Annotated in this window: 17 protein-coding genes and 1 pseudogene; 10 read left to right on the top strand and 8 right to left on the bottom strand. The window is 58.3% G+C overall.

Annotated elements, in window-relative coordinates; genetic code table 11:
• Window positions 1-100: 100 nt before the first annotated feature.
• From JN12_RS12635 to JN12_RS12600, 7 genes and pseudogenes are all read right to left on the bottom strand, one after another.
• The gene (locus tag JN12_RS12635; RefSeq protein ID WP_145023254.1) at window positions 101-2,269 is read right to left on the bottom strand and encodes a xanthine dehydrogenase family protein molybdopterin-binding subunit; all 2,169 of its coding nucleotides are present in this window, start codon (window positions 2,267-2,269) and stop codon (window positions 101-103) included.
• Window positions 2,266-2,718: a (2Fe-2S)-binding protein gene (locus JN12_RS12630; protein WP_145023252.1), complete on the bottom strand. Its 453-nt coding sequence runs from the start codon at window positions 2,716-2,718 to the stop codon at window positions 2,266-2,268. Before JN12_RS12630 ends, JN12_RS12635 begins: the two co-directional genes overlap by 4 nt.
• 748 nt (window positions 2,719-3,466) lie before the next feature.
• Window positions 3,467-4,303 (bottom strand): BRO family protein, encoded by an 837-nt coding sequence (locus JN12_RS12620; protein ID WP_145023250.1) that lies wholly within the window; start codon window positions 4,301-4,303, stop codon window positions 3,467-3,469.
• Window positions 4,304-4,351: 48 nt separating this feature from the next.
• Window positions 4,352-4,765 carry a type II toxin-antitoxin system VapC family toxin gene (locus JN12_RS12615; RefSeq protein WP_170241915.1) on the bottom strand — a complete coding sequence of 138 codons (414 nt, stop codon included), beginning with the start codon at window positions 4,763-4,765 and terminating at the stop codon, window positions 4,352-4,354.
• Entirely contained in the window at window positions 4,762-5,010 is a 249-nt protein-coding gene (locus tag JN12_RS12610) for a ribbon-helix-helix domain-containing protein (RefSeq protein ID WP_145023246.1), read from the bottom strand. The genes JN12_RS12615 and JN12_RS12610 overlap by 4 nt, the downstream gene beginning before the upstream one ends.
• A gap of 162 nt (window positions 5,011-5,172) precedes the next feature.
• Window positions 5,173-6,349, bottom strand: a pseudogene (locus JN12_RS12605) (iron-containing alcohol dehydrogenase).
• Window positions 6,350-6,371: 22 nt separating this feature from the next.
• The gene (locus JN12_RS12600; protein ID WP_145023244.1) at window positions 6,372-7,376 is read right to left on the bottom strand and encodes an aldo/keto reductase; all 1,005 of its coding nucleotides are present in this window, start codon (window positions 7,374-7,376) and stop codon (window positions 6,372-6,374) included.
• A 172-nt stretch (window positions 7,377-7,548) separates the two neighbouring features.
• On the opposite strand from JN12_RS12600, the gene JN12_RS12595 reads away from it, so the two are divergent.
• From JN12_RS12595 to JN12_RS12550, 10 genes are all read left to right on the top strand, one after another.
• Window positions 7,549-8,487: an AraC family transcriptional regulator gene (locus tag JN12_RS12595; RefSeq protein WP_145023242.1), complete on the top strand. Its 939-nt coding sequence runs from the start codon at window positions 7,549-7,551 to the stop codon at window positions 8,485-8,487.
• 309 nt (window positions 8,488-8,796) lie between these two features.
• Window positions 8,797-10,059 carry a DUF445 domain-containing protein gene (locus JN12_RS12590; protein ID WP_145023240.1) on the top strand — a complete coding sequence of 421 codons (1,263 nt, stop codon included), beginning with the start codon at window positions 8,797-8,799 and terminating at the stop codon, window positions 10,057-10,059.
• 38 nt (window positions 10,060-10,097) lie between these two features.
• Entirely contained in the window at window positions 10,098-10,619 is a 522-nt protein-coding gene (locus tag JN12_RS12585) for a GNAT family N-acetyltransferase (protein ID WP_145023238.1), read from the top strand.
• A 176-nt stretch (window positions 10,620-10,795) separates the two neighbouring features.
• Entirely contained in the window at window positions 10,796-11,704 is a 909-nt protein-coding gene (locus JN12_RS12580; RefSeq protein ID WP_145023237.1) for a CopD family protein, read from the top strand.
• Between the two features lie 436 nt (window positions 11,705-12,140).
• Complete coding sequence (locus JN12_RS12575) at window positions 12,141-12,656, top strand: YehS family protein (RefSeq protein ID WP_145023236.1); 516 nt, start codon at window positions 12,141-12,143, stop codon at window positions 12,654-12,656.
• 81 nt (window positions 12,657-12,737) lie between these two features.
• On the top strand, window positions 12,738-13,232 hold the full coding sequence (locus tag JN12_RS12570; protein ID WP_145023235.1) for a DTW domain-containing protein: 495 nt from the start codon (window positions 12,738-12,740) through the stop codon (window positions 13,230-13,232).
• A 94-nt stretch (window positions 13,233-13,326) separates the two neighbouring features.
• Window positions 13,327-13,587 carry a DUF3862 domain-containing protein gene (locus tag JN12_RS12565; RefSeq protein ID WP_145023234.1) on the top strand — a complete coding sequence of 87 codons (261 nt, stop codon included), beginning with the start codon at window positions 13,327-13,329 and terminating at the stop codon, window positions 13,585-13,587.
• A 215-nt stretch (window positions 13,588-13,802) separates the two neighbouring features.
• A complete protein-coding gene (locus JN12_RS12560) occupies window positions 13,803-14,018 on the top strand; it encodes a hypothetical protein (RefSeq protein WP_145023233.1) in 216 nt (71 codons plus the stop codon).
• A gap of 41 nt (window positions 14,019-14,059) precedes the next feature.
• Entirely contained in the window at window positions 14,060-14,359 is a 300-nt protein-coding gene (locus JN12_RS12555) for a DUF167 domain-containing protein (RefSeq protein ID WP_145023232.1), read from the top strand.
• A 133-nt stretch (window positions 14,360-14,492) separates the two neighbouring features.
• A complete protein-coding gene (locus tag JN12_RS12550; RefSeq protein WP_145023230.1) occupies window positions 14,493-15,359 on the top strand; it encodes a CvfB family protein in 867 nt (288 codons plus the stop codon).
• 81 nt (window positions 15,360-15,440) lie between these two features.
• Here JN12_RS12550 and JN12_RS12545 read toward each other — a convergent pair whose 3' ends face one another.
• Complete coding sequence (locus tag JN12_RS12545) at window positions 15,441-15,599, bottom strand: rubredoxin (RefSeq protein WP_145023228.1); 159 nt, start codon at window positions 15,597-15,599, stop codon at window positions 15,441-15,443.
• Window positions 15,600-15,678: the final 79 nt, after the last annotated feature.

Here is a 15,678-nt window from a genome sequence, read left to right as displayed (position 1 = left end):
CATTGCGTTAGGCCAGCCCGAGTAAAACGCCAGATGGGTGATTACCTCGATCAATTGAGCCCATTGTTCAACGCCATTTCCTCGTACAGCTCCAGCTCGCTTATCCTTTATCCCTCCGCGCGGCCAGGACTTTCTCCGGCGTAAGCGGCAGGGAGCGGACGCGGATACCGCTCGCCGCAAAGAGGGCATTGGCCACCGCCGGTGCAATCGGAGGGACACCCGGTTCGCCGACGCCGCCGGGCGGGTCGCTGCTGGGAACGATCTGCACCTCCACCTCGGGCATGGTGTCCATGGCAACCAGAGGGTAGCCATCGAAATTCCCCTGTTCCACCCGGCCGTTTTTAAGGGTGATGGCGCCATAGAGGGCAGCGGACAGGCCGAAGGCGATGCCGGATTCCATCTGGGCCTTGACCGTGTCGGGATTGACCAATTTCCCGCAGTCCAGGGCGCACACCACCCGGTGAACCGTCACCTGCCCCTTGGGATCAAGAGAAACCTCGGCCACCTGGGCAACGTAGCTGCCGAAGCAGTCCTGCACTGCTATCCCCCGGCCACGTCCCTTCGGGAGCGGAGCACCCCACCCCGATTTCCTGGCGGCGGTCTCCAGGACGTTGAGGATGCGGGGGTGCTTTTTCAGGAGCGCCCGGCGGTACTGATAGGGGTCTTGGCCGGCGGCATGGGCCAATTCGTCCAGGAAACTCTCCATGACGAACGTGGTGTGCGAATACCCCACCGAACGCCACCAGAGCACCGGGACCCGGTTTTTCGTCGTGTGCAGTTCCACCTGGAGGTTCGGGATGTCGTAGGGCGTGTCGGCAGCCCCCTCGACCGAGGTGCGGTCGATGCCGTCCTTGACCATGCCTTTCTCAAACATGGTGCCTGCCACGATCGATTGTCCCACGATCCGCTGCTGCCACGCCAGAGGCATCCCCCGCTCATCGAGGCAGGCCGAAATCCGGTCGTACCACATTGGACGGTAATAACCGCCCCGTATATCGTCTTCGCGGGTCCAGATCACCTTTACCGGTTTCTTCACTGCCTTGGCCACCTGCACCGCCTGGACAACGAAGTCCGAGGCGGGATTGCCGCGTCGGCCGAAGCCTCCCCCCAGGAAGGTAGTTTCCAGCGCCACCTGTTCCGGCTTCAACCCTGCAACCCGTGCCGCCGCATTGCGGTCCACGGTCTGGAATTGGCTGCCGGTGCGGATCAGGCAACTGTCGGTTTTCAGGTCCACGAAGCAGTTAAGCGGCTCCATGGGGGCATGGGCCAGGTAAGGGACCTCGTACTCCACATCGAATTTTCTGGTTGCCTTGGCCAGCGCCGCGGCAGCATCCCCCTCCCTGCGGGCGACCAGGCCGGGGGTCTCCGCCAGCCGGGCATACTCGGCACGCATGGACGGGGTCGATATCGCGGCCCCGTCCCCTTCCTCCCACTCGACGGTGAGGGCCTCGCGCCCTTTGAGCGCCGACCAGAAACCGTCGGCGATAACCGCCACGCCCGCCTCCACCGCCACGACCTGCCTGACGCCGTGGATGGTCTTGGCCTTGGCGGCGTCAAAGGATTTCACCCTCGCGCCGAACACGGGAGAGCGGGCTATGACACATGTCAGCATGCCGGGAACGCTGACGTCGATGCCGAAGATGGCGGTGCCGTTTAGCTTGGCCGGGCTGTCGAGTCGGGGCAGCGGCTTGCCAAGGAGGGTGCCGGCTCCGCCCTTGAGTTTCGGGTTCTTGGGCACCGGCAGGGTGGCCGCCTTGGCAGCCAGCGCGCCAAACCCGAGCTTTTTCCCGCCCGGACCGAAGACCGTACCGTTTTCGACGCGGCAGTCCGACGGAGCAACCTTCCATTCCTTTGCCGCGGCGGCGATCAGCATCTCCCTGGCTGCCGCCCCGGCAAGGGAGAGGCGCTCCCATTCCGTGCGCACGCTGCTGCTCCCCCCGGTCACCATGATCGGGGCTCCGACCCGGTTGTATTCGGGGGCCACCGGTGAAGCGAGGAACGTGACCTTTCTCCAGTCGCAGCAGAGCTCCTCGGCAACCAGCATAGGCAACGAGGTGTAGACACCCTGCCCCATTTCGGACTTGTTGACGATCACGGTCACGCGCCCATCGGGTGCGACCCGCAGGAACGCGTTGGGGGTAAACTCGCTCCCGGTCGCGGCCAGGAGGTCGCGCCCAAACGGCAGGTGGCAGGCCAGAAGCAATCCACCGCCGGCCAGGACACCGGTGGTGATGAATTCGCGTCGGGTCATCCCCTTCTTATTACTCATGGTTTCCCCCCTTTCCCCGTGGCGGCGTGGATCGCCCGGCGGATGCGGCCATAGGTGCCGCAGCGGCAGAGGTTGCCGCTCATGGCAGCATCGATGTCGGCATCGCTCGGCTGCGGCTTTTTCTTCAACAGGGCCACCGCGCCCATGATCTGCCCCGGCTGGCAGTAGCCGCACTGGGATACCTCCTCTGCCAGCCACGCCTTTTTCACCGGGTGATCTTCCGGAATCCCTTCGATCGTCACGACCGGTTTCCCCTGAACGTCCTTGACCGGCGTTACGCAGGAGCGTTCAGGTGCACCGTCGATAAGGACCGTGCAGGCCCCGCAGAGCCCCTCGCCGCAGCCGAACTTGCTGCCGGTCAGCCCCAGTTGCTCACGAAGGACCCATAACAGCGGCGTTTCAGGGTCCACGTTCACCGTATGTTCCTTGCCGTTGACTACGACGATCATCGCTCCCTCCTTTTCGTATCTGGCCCTTACTCAGGCCTGTATTGTTCGTCGCTGACCTGTTCCTTCCAGTCGGCGGTCTTGCCTTCCAGGTTCTCCTGAATGGCGATATGTGTCATGGCAGAGTTTGGCGCGGCTCCGTGCCACGTTTGTCATGGTCTGAGCCTCCGAAAAGGTTACGATGCTGAATAGTGCGGCAAATATACTTGCCAGAAGTATGGTGAATTTTTTGTTCATGCTGCTCCCCTCGGTTCAGTTCAACCCCTTCTTCTCCCAAAAATTGTACATCAGATCCGCAATTTTGAAATTGTTCAGATCCGACATGAGCGCAACAATTAACTTCCCAAACCTTGTTTTCATCGTTTAACCCCTTATATCAGTGCCTTGCCGAAGAACTGGGTCAATTCCCCCATGGCTTGATTCACATATTATTCATTTGCGTCCTGTCATTTTTAGTGCAGCCTCGGGTACACCGTACCCCAGAATGAGCAAAGGCAGATAGACCGATCCTGTTGAATTATTGCCTGATAGCACGAATTATTGGGAAGTAAGCGTAAAGCAACGGAGGGGAGGCCAACAGTATGCAGTGCTGGTGGAAATCATGAGAACACGGGCAGACATACAGGGAATTTCGAATATCTATAGGCAAGATACGATATGATATTTTCTGGGAGGTGACATTGCCCGATAGGCCGAAGAAGGGGGGAAATGCGGGACATCCCCGTATTCCCCTTCCGACAGGTTTGCTCCTTCATTTATCCGAAATCTTCTTTCTCCCCGGCGGCAAAAAATTTTCCCCTGTAACCACGCTCCTGCCGGTCTTCTCCTCAAGATCCACCCGAGCTTTCCTGGCGATGCCGCCCCCCTTCTTCCCTGCCACCTTGTTCTCCTTCATGCCGGTTGCAGCCATCGTCTCGGCAATCTGGCGGGTGGAAAGCTCGGCCAGGGCGGTAAAGATCAGCTCCGCTTCACTCATATGGTCACGCAGGTTCTGGGTCTTCAGCCCTTTGAGTTTCTTGTGCTCCTTGACGGCGACACCGGCCCATTCCTGATGAATGATGTTGGTCAGGATGGCAAACTCGCTCTCCTTCTTGATGTCGTGATCTTTCCAGTAATCAGTCAGCTTGTTGCGGGTTTCCTGCCCCATCATCCGCTGCTGGATCCACTTTTCGCTCCGTCCGTGCTGCTGCCAGTACTCCCTTGCCCGGTCCAGTGACCGCGCCGGGTCGGCCATATCCTGCATCCGTTCGTAGCCGACCTTGGCCAGCCAGAGTTTGATCGGCTCTGCCTTGGGGCTGGGCACCGACTGGGTCAGGCGCAGCAGAGTTTCAGCCGTTGCGACATCAGTCAAACGTTGCTTCCCGTCCTCAGCAGTCATTTTCAACTGGTAACAGTTTGTTACCAGTTGACTGCCTTCCTTACCCAAGCGGCCTTTCAGTACCTTCCAATATTTTCTGGCCGTTTGAAAATCAGGCTGTTGCAACAATGCCCGGATGATATCAACCACCGAGAAATACCAGGTTTCGGTTTCCTCGTCATAAAGCCTGCGGATTTGATAATCTTCGAAAATTGCCAGCTTGTTTTTCATAGCACCTGAACCTCTTGATTTAGGACGCAGGAATTCCAGCAAATCAGGCTACTTAGTTTCTTTTCCCGGCACGACAGCATACTTCATAAACGAGAAATGCCGGTCAAAACCAAAGGCCGTGGAAAGCTTCATGCGCTCCATCACGGCAAAGCTGGTGCAATCCACGAAGCTGAAATCCTGATCCCGATATTTGCTGAAGATATCCCAGGCCCGCTCTTCATCGGTAGGCGTAACCGCAACCACCCTGACGAAACTGCTCTCCATCAGCTTTTGCCCGAAACTGCACGCGGCCTCATGCCCGATTCGATAGCGAATTAGGGTGACTGTTTCCGAGAAAATGAAGTTAGTGGTAATGAACGGCATCGTGTTGGCGGTCAGGAAAGCCGCCGCAGCCTTATGATCGGCATCGTCGCTGTCTACCAGGGCATACCAGGCGCCGGTATCGACAAAAATGCCGTTCACGGCTTCTTCCCGTATAGTACGGCATCGTGATCGCGGGCCGTATGTTTTTGTCCGCTCCCGCCGATTCCGACAATGGAGTAGACCGGATCATTTTCCGCTACACCCGGCTTTGGGGCGAATTTTTCAGTAATCATCTCGCGGATCAGCGCGGAAAGACTTTTCTTCGTTTTGCGCGACAGATCCAGCAGCGTCTGATACTGCCAGTCATCGAGAGAAATTTGGGTTCTATGCTTGATCGATTCCATAATCGGGCCTCCACGCAAATCTTACATCAGATGTAACTGCCGTCAATCGCCGGAAACGGGAAAGGGCGCCGCAATCAGCGCCCTTCGTTCAATTGGGGACGTAAAGGGGGCAGGAACAGGAAGCCAGGTTGCCGAACCTTTTTCAGGATTGATTCCTTTGGATCAGAATGCCGCACGCATGATCTGAAGGGCTTCATCCTTGCCAATCGAGGTCAGGATGCCCAGCTTGCCATTTTCCACTGCCTTCTCTGCCATAACTTCCAGGTCTTCTTCCTTGACGCCTGCCTCACGAAGGTTCGCCGGCATCTTGATGGCGGCATAGAAGGCCTCCAACGCCTTGACGCCTGCTTCCGCGGCTTTGGCGTCGTTCTCCTCGCGGATATCCATGACATTGCGAGCGAATCGTGCAAAGACCGGCAGGTGCTCAGGAGCTGCACTCATGGTATGACGCATCCAGGCGGGGGTCAGAAGCGCCAGGGTGACGCCATGGGTCATGTCGTACCTGCTTGAGAGTTCGTGTCCCATGCCGTGCAGCGGGAATGCGAACCCCGGTTTGCCGAGCACAAACTGGAATCCGGCCAAAGCTGGCCCACATGATGTTGGCGCGGGCGTCATAGTCCTTCGGGTTCGCCAGGATCTTCGGGGCGTCCTCCAGCACAACCTTCATGACCCCCTCGTTCATGCGGTCCTGAACCTTGGCAACGACATCGGGGGTGAAATATTGTTCCATGAGATGGCAGAGGATGTCCGCGACGCCTGCCATGGAATGATATTCCGGCACCGTATAGGTGTATTCAGGGTCCAGGATGGAGAACCTGGGATTGAGGAGCGGGTGCATGACAACCTTTTTCTTATGATCCGCACCGACGGTGATGACTCCCCCCATATCCATCTCGGAACCAGTCCCCGCCATGGTCAGAATGGTTGCCAAGGGGGCCGCCGCGCCGACATTGGACACTCCCGACTCCCTGACAAAGAGATCAGTGACCGGGCCATCATACTTGACACCGGCCGCAATGGCCTTACAGGCATCCAGGGTAGACCCGCCCCCCACGGCCAGAATGAAATCACAGCCGTTTTCGCGATAGAGTTTGATCCCGTCCTCCACGCTTTCGATCCGGGGGTTTGGCTGGATACCGCTCAACTCCACGTGGGCAAGACCGGCCTTGCCGAACTGCTCAAGAATGGCCTCGTAGATGCCGTTTTTCTTGATGCTGCCGCCGCCATAGGCCAGCAGTACCTTGGAGCCGCCATGAGCCTTGATGGTTTCACCGAGAATATTGATTTGTCCCTTGCCGAAGTAGGCAGTGGTTGGAATGCTGTAAATAAAGTTATCCATGATAATTCCTTTGTTTCCACTCTTAGCGACCGGTTAACTGTTCCAGCTTTTCCGGGTAGCGGGCACCGTGCACCTCGATCTGCGCGGCGGCCTTTTCGATGGCGCCGAGATCGTCGGCAGTGAGTTCGATGGCCACCGCGCCGATGTTCTCGTCCAGCCGCTCCAGCTTAGTGGTTCCCGGGATCGGCACGATCCATGGCTTCTGGGCCAGCAGCCAGGCAAGCGCGATCTGGGCAGGTGTCGCATTCTTCTGTGCTGCGATTTGGCCTATCAGATCAACCAGGGCCTGATTCGCTTTCCGGGCCTCCGGCGTAAAGCGTGGGAGGGTGGTGCGGAAGTCGGTACTGTCGAACGTCGTGCCCTCATCGATCTTTCCGGTGAGAAATCCTTTGCCCAGAGGGCTGTAGGGCACGAGACCGATTCCCAACTCTTCAAGGGTCGGAATCACTTCCGCTTCAGGATGTCGCCACCACAGCGAGTATTCACTCTGGAGTGCGGTCACGGGCTGCACGGCGTGGGCGCGACGGATCGTCTGTACTCCGGCCTCGGAAAGACCGAAGTGCCTGACCTTCCCCGCCTGGATAAGCTCCTTCACCGCTCCGGCAACCTCCTCGATCGGCACGTCCGGATCAACACGGTGCTGATAGAACAGATCGATGACGTCGGTCCTGAGCCTCTTCAGGGAGGCTTCGGCCACTTCCCTGATGTGCTCCGGCCGGCTGTTCAGGACCGGACCGCTCCCCTTCATCGCCCGGGGATCGATGCTGGTATCGAAACCGAACTTGGTGGCAATCACCACGTTGTCCCGCAGCGGCGCCAGCGCCTCACCGACCAGCTCCTCGTTGGTGAACGGGCCGTAAACCTCGGCGGTATCAAAGAAGGTTACGCCCCGCTCCACGGCAGCCCGGATGAGTGAAATCATCTCCTGCTTGTCTTTGGGCGGGCCGTACGAAAAACTCATCCCCATGCAGCCGAGCCCGAGAGCCGAAACGTCCAGACCGCTTTTGCCTAAAATACGTTTGTTCATTGTTCTCTCCTTTACCCTGTTCAGGACTACCTTGTTGATGATTGTATCCTAGCCCTGAACAAATGAAATCGGGTAGACCAATCCTGTCAATTTCTTGCCTGATTGTACAAAACACCGGATAATGGTTGTAACGCAACGTGGAGTTGGGTAGCATTTGACCATGGAGGAATCAATGATGGAAGCGGCATTTATGCAGGATAATGACAATAACAGCGTGGAAGTTACGGTCAAAGCCCTGGGGAAGAGCATTGCCCGATGGACCGGCAAAAGCGAAATACTTGAGACCGCGATCTCTGGATTGTTAATTTATCAACACGATGAGCCAACCCAGCCTCGAAGCGCTCTGTACGAACCGTGCGTGTGCCTGGTCGCACAGGGGGCCAAACGTGTCATGCTCGGAGACGACACCTATGTCTATGATGCCCACCATTATCTGATCACCTCGGTGCATCTACCCACTATGGTGCAGATTGCCGAAGCGAGTCAGGAAAAGCCTTGCATGGGACTGGTGTTGAAACTTGATCAGCGCGAAATTTCACAAATGATGGTGGACAGCAATCTCCCCCCGCCGCGTGTGCAACAGTCAAGCCGTGGCATGGTGCTCGGCGAAGTAACAATGCCGCTGCTCAACGCCTTTCAACGGTTGATCGACTTGCTTGCAGATGAGAAAGACATTCCGATCCTGGCGCCGGTCATTAAGCGGGAAATCATCTACCGTCTGCTGGTGGGGGATCAAGGGGAGCGCCTGCGCCAGATAGCATCGGCGGGGAGCCAGAGTCATCAGATCGCGCGGGTAATCGGTTGGTTGAAGGGGAACTTCACGCAGCCTTTACGTATCGATGACCTGGCTGCACAGGCCCGCATGAGCAGTTCCACGTTTCATCACCACTTCCGGTCGATGACCGCTCTCAGCCCTTTGCAGTTCCAGAAGCAGCTGCGCTTGCAAGAAGCCAGGCGTTTAATGCTGGCAGAACACCTTGATGCCGCAACCGCAGCGTTTCAGGTCGGCTATGAAAGCCCCTCACAGTTCAGCCGTGAATACAACCGGTTGTTTGGGGCACCGCCGTTACGAGACATTACGACACTACGTCAGATGTCTACCGCTGAATAACTTATTGTAAAAAATAGGTTTGAAACCAAGTACTGCATATGGCATAAGTTCAAGGACTTAATTAGGTGCCTTAAGGAGTCCGACAATGAACAGCATCCCCGCCCAGGAGATCAAACGGCGTGGTATCCTGCTCGACATCGGCAGTCATGATGAGGTTCGATGTTTCGGTGTCTATAGCCGCGAGGCGTTGACAAAAACACCATAGCCATGCCATAAAATAGCTTGCGTATCAAAGGCCGCTTCCACCTGCTGAAGCGGTTTTTGTATTTTTACAGCGCTGGAACGCAGAAATAAACCTGGAGAACGTGTGTGGACAACAGAAAACGGTTACTGAGCAGAAACAAGACGATAGCCACGGGCTTGATGATTGGCGCGGCCATACTGTTTGTGGTCGCCCGCCTGCATAAGGGGCATGGGGCCTGGGAGTGGGTCGCCGCCTTTGCGGAAGCGGCCATGGTGGGCGCGCTGGCGGACTGGTTTGCAGTGGTGGCGCTGTTCCGCCATCCCTTGGGCGTGCCGATCCCCCATACGGCGATCATCAAGAACAAGAAGGACGCCATTGCCGGGAATCTGGCCAGCTTCATCCGCGACAAGTTTCTGGCCAGCGATACCCTGATCGCCAAGCTGAGGGCGTACAACCCGGCCGAGCATCTGGCCGAGTATCTTATGTCGCGGGACAATGCCGCCGGACTGGCCAAGGGGCTGACCCGCCTCTGTGCCGACTCCCTGGATTTTCTCGATGACGAGCGGGTGCAGCAGCTGTTGAGATCAGTCCTGAGCGACCGGATCGACAACTTCGATGTCGCGACATCAGCCGGCACGATCCTCGATGCGCTCCGAAATAACAATCGCCACCAGATCGTGCTGGATGACCTTTTGAAACGCTGTGCCGTATGGCTAGCTACCGATGAAGCCCAGACCAGGCTGGCCAAGGCCATCGACGACATGTGTACCAATGAATATCCGCTGCTGGTGGCCTTCATCCCCAACCGGGACAAGTTTGCCCGAGGAGCGGGTGAAAAGATCGTCAAGAGGGTCAACGCCTTCATCCAGGAGGTCAATGCCGATCCCGGCCATGAGGTCAGGTACCGGTTCGACAGTGCCGTGACAGGCTTTATCGCCCGGCTGAAGAGTGACCAGGGGTTACGCGACAAGGTCGAGGCGATCAAGCGCGACGTTGTGCATAACCAGGCCATAACCGAGTATGCGCAGAATCTCGGCAGCGACCTGAAGAACTGGCTGCACAACGATCTGCAGCAGCCCCGGTCGCGGGTGCAGGAGAAGATCGCGGCGGCTGTTGCCGGCCTCGGCACGACCCTGGCGCACAACCAGGGGCTGAAGGAGTCGCTGAACGACCACCTGGAAACGCTGGTGCTGCACTACGGGGATACGCTACGCACGGTAATTGCCGGGCATATTACCGGCACCATGCAGCAGTGGGAAATAGACGACTATACCAACGAGATCGAGCTGAGCATCGGCTCGGACCTGCAGTTCATCAGGATGAACGGCACCCTGGTGGGGGGCGTGATCGGCCTGCTGCTGCATGCGGTATCGCTGCTGCTGGCATAGCCATCCCCGATTTCCAGTAATCATCACCGGAGACCGTTATGAAGATACAGAGAGTGACGCTGGAGAACCGCCCCAAGGTCTACGCCCTGTTGCAGCGAGCCTTTCCGGGCAGTGACTACGAAGCCGGGCTGGTGCAGAAACTCCACGAGAACGGCAGACCCATACACGAATGGGTCTGCATCCATACCAGCAAGGTCATCGCCTACATCGCCTTTTCCAATGCCTATCACGGCAGCGCCATCTGCGGGCTGCACCTGGCGCCCATGGCCGTGGCACCCGACTTTCAAAAGCAGGGGGTGGGGTCGGAACTGCTCAGATTTGCCCTGCGGCAGGAGGCGATCAAAAGCCAGCCCCTGTTTGTCCTGGGCAAACCCGGCTATTATCAGCGCTTCGGCTTTGAGCCCTGCAGTCTGCCTGTCTGCCCATTTGACAAAAACAATGCCCATTTCCTGAGTATGCGAAACCCAGGTGACACCAGCTTTGTTGTGAGCTATGAACCTGAGTTTAAGACTGCTGCCGTACCGCCAAGCCCGCAGGGCAAGAAGCGCCGGGCACGGTGAGAAGGGCGGAGTCTCGGGGACGGGGTAGAAAGAGATACCGCATTGCTGCAATGCCTGACCCGCGATTCCTTACAACACGTCCCATTTTTTCTTTCCTCACTGCAAACAGATCCCGCTGAAGCGCGGCCAATCCGTCAAACATTGACATTCCCACCCCCACCCGCTATACCAATCCCATGAAACGACGGCTGATCCAGCTTGTACTGACCCTGATCCTGGCCTGCCCACTGACCGCCTCGGCAACCGAGGAGTATGCCTCGCAGACTGGCCGCCCATGCGCCACCTGCCATTTGGACCCTTCCGGCGGAGGTGAACTGACCACGGCCGGAAGGGAATTTGCCGCGGCGCACCGCGAAGGGGCGGCCAAACCGGCACTTTCGACTATCTCCAAAGGTTTTCGCTTCGCAGCCGGCTACGTGCATCTTCTGACCGCATTCCTCTGGTTCGGCACCATTCTCTATGTCCACCTGGTACTCAAGCCGGCCTATGCCTCCAGCGGCCTGCCACGCGGCGAGGTGCGGGTCGGTGTCGGTTCCATGGTCGTCATGGGGATTACCGGCGTCGTCCTGACCAAGTTCCGGATCGGTTCTCCCGAGCTGCTCTTGCAATCCCGCTTCGGCATCCTGCTGCTGGTGAAAATCTCCCTCTACCTGATCATGGTGATCTCGGCGGCCTTCGTGGTCATCGTGATTGGTCCACGTCTGCGCAAACAGCGCAACGGAACTGTCCCGTTGATCACCAGCGGCGATATGAGCGCCGAAGAGCTGGCCATGTGCGATGGCAAGGAGGGACGTCCTGCCCTATTCGCCTACGACGGGATGATCTACGATGCCGGCGCCAGCCGTTTCTGGAAAATGGGGAGCCACATGGGCCGTCACCAGACCGGGAGCGACCTGACCGAGACCCTGGCCCAGGCGCCCCACGGAGCCGAGATGATGGCACGCCTGCCTGAGGTGGGGCGTCTGGTGACCGGAGTTGCCCGTCCGGCGCCGCTCCATGAGCGGGTGTTCTTTTTCATGGCCTACATGAACCTGGTGATCGTCTTCCTGATCGTGCTGATCCTGGCGCTCTGGCGCTGGTGGTAACATCAGTTGCGTGAAACAGTTTCCGACGAAGTTCCAGTAACCCGTCAATCAGCCAACAGGCTTATACGAATTCCGAGGTAGGTTACTTGATTCAAAAGGCGGCCGAATGGCCGCCTTTCCTTTTGCCTTGGCAACAATCTACTGTTGAACACCACACGAACCCACTACTCCTGCGGTCAGACCAGGTATCACGTGCTCCAGCCGGACCGCCTTTGATAAAGTATGTGCCGATTAGCGCTAATCTTCCGCAACATACGTTCCCCCTCCCTTGACGGGAGGGGGGCAGGGAAAAAAGGTATCTTGCTCAACTTGGGCTGGATCTGCCGTTTTCCGCCATTGGCAGCGGCTACAGCAACTGATCAAAATCCGGCGTAGTACTATTCCAGCCGGAAGTGTGGTACACCTACCATCAGGAACGCTCTCGAAGGAACTACCCATGAACAACAACGATCTACTCCGCAGGCTCCGTTACGTGTTGAACCTGAACGGCGAAACCATAGCCGAACTGTGCACGATGGGGGGGCATGAAATCAGACCGCTGGACGTGCTGAAACTGCTCAAAAAAGAGACTGAGCCGGGCTTTGTGGCCTGCGACGACGGGGTGATGGGCTCGTTCCTGGACGGCCTGATACTTTCCCGGCGCGGTGCTCACGAACCGAAGCCCGGTGCGGCTGCGGCAAAGGAGACGGCGCTGAACAACAACCTCATCCTCAGGAAGCTCAGGATAGCCCTGGAGTTGAGTGATGAGGCCATGTTGGCGATTCTCGCCAGGGCCGGGGTTCAGCTCTCAAAATCCGAATTGTCCGCACTGTTCCGGGCAAAGGGGCACAGAAATTTCAAGCCCTGTGGCGACCAGATGCTCCGCAACTTCATCCGTGGCCTGACGCTTGGCGACAAATACGTGGGGAGTCCCGGGACGGGACAGGGGCCGGGCGAAGGGAACAGCCCGTGAAACGGTGCCATCCGGGCACGGAAGCACGATGAAAATAGGCGGCCCATCGGCCGCCTGTCGCTGCAGAAATGGGAACCTGTCATGAAATTCACCCTGTTAACTCATTTCAAGGAGCTGGAAAAACGATCGAACACCGGCCGCCTGGTGGTGGATGTCCTGGGGAGCAGGGCCGAGCAGATCCGCTGGGATCGGACGAGGCCGCCGGCCAGACTGGTGGAGGAGATCGAGGCGGGTGGTGTGGCGCTGATCTATCCGGGGACTGCGGACGAAACCGGCGGCGATCTGACCGGGATACGTCACGTCATCCTCATCGACAGCACCTGGCATGAAGCACGGAAGATTCACCAGAAAAGCCCGTATCTGCAGAGGGCCAGACGCATTGGCCTCAAACCCGCCACAAGGTCCGTGTACAACCTCAGAAGAAACCAGAAGGAGGCGGGGCTCTGTACGGCCGAATGCGTCATTGAAATCCTGCGCAGCACCGGGAACCATGAAGAAGCGAAGCGTCTGCAGGAGCAGTTCCTGGCATTCATCAGGCCGCTTGATGCCGTGAGCGGAAAAGGTGAAGACGCGTAGACAGGGGGGATTCTGAGAAAACAGGGACACTTTCCCTTCCCTCTGTTATAGTGGCGGCATTCGGGTTCAAAAGACCATCGGGAAAGGAAAATACATGCTGGTACCTGTACGGCTGATAGTTGTTCTGTCTTTACTGGTCATGCTCTTTGGTTGCAGCAAGTTGACAATGGAGAACTACTCTAAAATCAAGATGGGGATTGGGTACAGCGAGGTGGTCACGATCCTCGGCAAGCCTGACAGCTGCTCGGAGGCTCTGTTTGTCAGGAACTGTGTCTGGGGGGACGAGCAGAAGAACATCACGGTTAATTTCTTGGGAGATAAGGTGGTCCTCTTCACCAGCAAGAACATCCGGTAAACCTGAACAAATTCCCGGGACACATACGTAAGTCACAGGCGACCGCTTTGGCCGCCTGTGACGTTTCATGGCCTTCTTCCCGGCACCCGGACTCACGTTACCGTGTGCCCTTTACTACGAAACGATATGGCGGTACATTTTATCCGCTGCTGATGATACATGGCGGAGATAGGGCGGATACCATACACAATGTGCCACCAACAGGAGATACCACTGTGGAACCTGACTTGAACCAGCTGCGCAACCTGATAAGCAAACGTAGGGATGAGATTGAACAGAGCGTTGCCGGAACCGGCTATCTGGCAAAGACCGTCATCGGCGTCGGCACCTTCTTGCTGGATAATGAAGGGAATATCGATCTGCTCTCGTCCAAACAGCTGGCCACCTTTGAAAAATTCCTTAAGCCGCTGCTGGAGAAGACTCACCGCTGACCGGCCGGGTGTATTACGGATTGGCGCCATGCGGAGGGATGATGAAGAAGTCGTGTTATGCGTGGGAGGGTGATACGCTCGTGCTCAACATCCTCGGCACGCCCAATGCCAAGCGGGACGCCATCGGCAAGGTGAAGGGACACCAGCTCTGTGTCAGCGTGACGGCAGTCCCCCGTGCCGGGCGGGCAACCGACCATATGGTGCGGTTTCTTGCCGCCGAGTTTGGCGTATCGGTCGGCGACATCCAGGTGGTGTTCGGACGGATGAATGTCAATAAACAGCTGCGGATCAAGGCCCCCACACGCCTGCCGCCGGTCATCGGACAGCAGGGACTGTTCTAGCTGGGGACAAATTGTCGCGGGAAAGAGATTCGCCATGGCGCCGGGGATGACGCGGTCGAGTGGTGCGGGCAACAGCACCCGTACTGAGGACCTGTTTGCTGAAATGGTGCAAGCGACGTACGAAGGAGAGGACATGGAGAACAGCGAACAACCGGAACTTTGCCGCCTGCAAATCCTGATGGTCGCCCGCGTTGACAAGCGCGGCGTCTGGCTGGAGGCCGGCGGTCGGCTGGCGCACCTCCCCCTGCGGGAGGCGCCCGATGCAACGCCGGGCGAGCTGTTGGAGGTATTCCTGTATCAGGACGTGGCCGGCGAGTTGCAGGCCACCTGCCGTCTGCCGCTGGCCCAGGCTGGCGAGTTCGCACTGCTGACGGTCCGGTCGGTTGGCCCCCATGGGGCGTTTCTCGACTGGGGCATGGCAAAGGAGCTGCTGGCGCCGTTCAGTCTCCAGCCCGAGCGGATGCAGGTCGGCAGGAGCTACCTGGTGAAGGTCGATCTCGATCCGCAGGGCAGGCCTTTTGCCAACGCCCGGATCGATGACTGCCTCGACCGCGGCCGTCCCGATCTGCATGAAGGCGATGCGGTAGCCCTGCTCGTCTGGCAGGTCACCGACCTCGGCGCCAAGGTGATTGTCGACCAGCGTTTCCCCGCCCTGCTCTACCGGGACGAACTGCCGGCCGGCACCCGCCCCGGCACGCAACTGGCCGGCTACGTCAAGCGCCTGCGCGAAGACGGCAAGCTGGATGTCACCCTACGCAAGGTGGGGGCCGAGGGGGTGGCAGAGGCCCGCGAGGTCATCCTCAAGGTGCTGGCGGCCAATGGCGGCAGCTTGCCGCTGCACGACCAGAGCTCACCGGCTCTCATCCAGAAGACCCTGGGAATGAGCAAGAAGACCTTTAAAAAGGCGGTGGGGGGACTCTACAAGGATGGTCTGGTAACACTGACCGAGGAGGGGGTCAGGCTAACGGGGAAAGGGGCGGGGGCAGGCCCCGAAAGTTAGGAGAGGGGCTGGAGACGACCATGCACCAAGCGGCCGCCTGCCCCGTTGGAACAAACGGCCGCAGACACGCCTGACAGGCCCCTAGATTTTCTCGAACAGATCCTTGCCGGCTCCGCAAATGGGGCAGGCCCAGCCATCGGGAAGCTCCTCGAAAGGGGTTCCCGGCGGGACACCGTTATCCGCATCCCCCTCGACAGGGTCATAGACATAGCCACAGACGGTGCATTTCCATTGTTGCATGGCGTGTTCCCTCCTTGCCGCCATTCCTGCCGCTACGCTGCCCTTTGCGGACGTCACTTAGTCCGCAGATCAGACAAGC

This window comes from Geobacter argillaceus (genome assembly GCF_007830735.1).
In the GTDB taxonomy this organism is placed as follows: domain Bacteria; phylum Desulfobacterota; class Desulfuromonadia; order Geobacterales; family DSM-12255; genus Geomobilibacter; species Geomobilibacter argillaceus.
Note: the sequence above shows the minus strand (reverse complement) of the source record. Positions and strands in the feature narration are given on the sequence as shown.

What these genes read in the sequence shown, in the direction of transcription:
- JN12_RS12580 (WP_145023237.1), top strand. Translation starts at nt 10,796, where the DNA reads ATGAAACGACGGCTGATCCAGCTTGTACTGACCCTGATCCTGGCCTGC.
- JN12_RS12620 (WP_145023250.1), bottom strand. Translation starts at nt 4,303, where the DNA reads ATGAAAAACAAGCTGGCAATTTTCGAAGATTATCAAATCCGCAGGCTT.
- JN12_RS12610 (WP_145023246.1), bottom strand. Translation starts at nt 5,010, where the DNA reads ATGGAATCGATCAAGCATAGAACCCAAATTTCTCTCGATGACTGGCAG.
- JN12_RS12545 (WP_145023228.1), bottom strand. Translation starts at nt 15,599, where the DNA reads ATGCAACAATGGAAATGCACCGTCTGTGGCTATGTCTATGACCCTGTC.
- JN12_RS12585 (WP_145023238.1), top strand. Translation starts at nt 10,098, where the DNA reads ATGAAGATACAGAGAGTGACGCTGGAGAACCGCCCCAAGGTCTACGCC.
- JN12_RS12555 (WP_145023232.1), top strand. Translation starts at nt 14,060, where the DNA reads ATGAAGAAGTCGTGTTATGCGTGGGAGGGTGATACGCTCGTGCTCAAC.
- JN12_RS12630 (WP_145023252.1), bottom strand. Translation starts at nt 2,718, where the DNA reads ATGATCGTCGTAGTCAACGGCAAGGAACATACGGTGAACGTGGACCCT.
- JN12_RS12565 (WP_145023234.1), top strand. Translation starts at nt 13,327, where the DNA reads ATGCTGGTACCTGTACGGCTGATAGTTGTTCTGTCTTTACTGGTCATG.
- JN12_RS12635 (WP_145023254.1), bottom strand. Translation starts at nt 2,269, where the DNA reads ATGAGTAATAAGAAGGGGATGACCCGACGCGAATTCATCACCACCGGT.
- JN12_RS12570 (WP_145023235.1), top strand. Translation starts at nt 12,738, where the DNA reads ATGAAATTCACCCTGTTAACTCATTTCAAGGAGCTGGAAAAACGATCG.
- JN12_RS12600 (WP_145023244.1), bottom strand. Translation starts at nt 7,376, where the DNA reads ATGAACAAACGTATTTTAGGCAAAAGCGGTCTGGACGTTTCGGCTCTC.
- JN12_RS12575 (WP_145023236.1), top strand. Translation starts at nt 12,141, where the DNA reads ATGAACAACAACGATCTACTCCGCAGGCTCCGTTACGTGTTGAACCTG.
- JN12_RS12550 (WP_145023230.1), top strand. Translation starts at nt 14,493, where the DNA reads ATGGAGAACAGCGAACAACCGGAACTTTGCCGCCTGCAAATCCTGATG.
- JN12_RS12595 (WP_145023242.1), top strand. Translation starts at nt 7,549, where the DNA reads ATGATGGAAGCGGCATTTATGCAGGATAATGACAATAACAGCGTGGAA.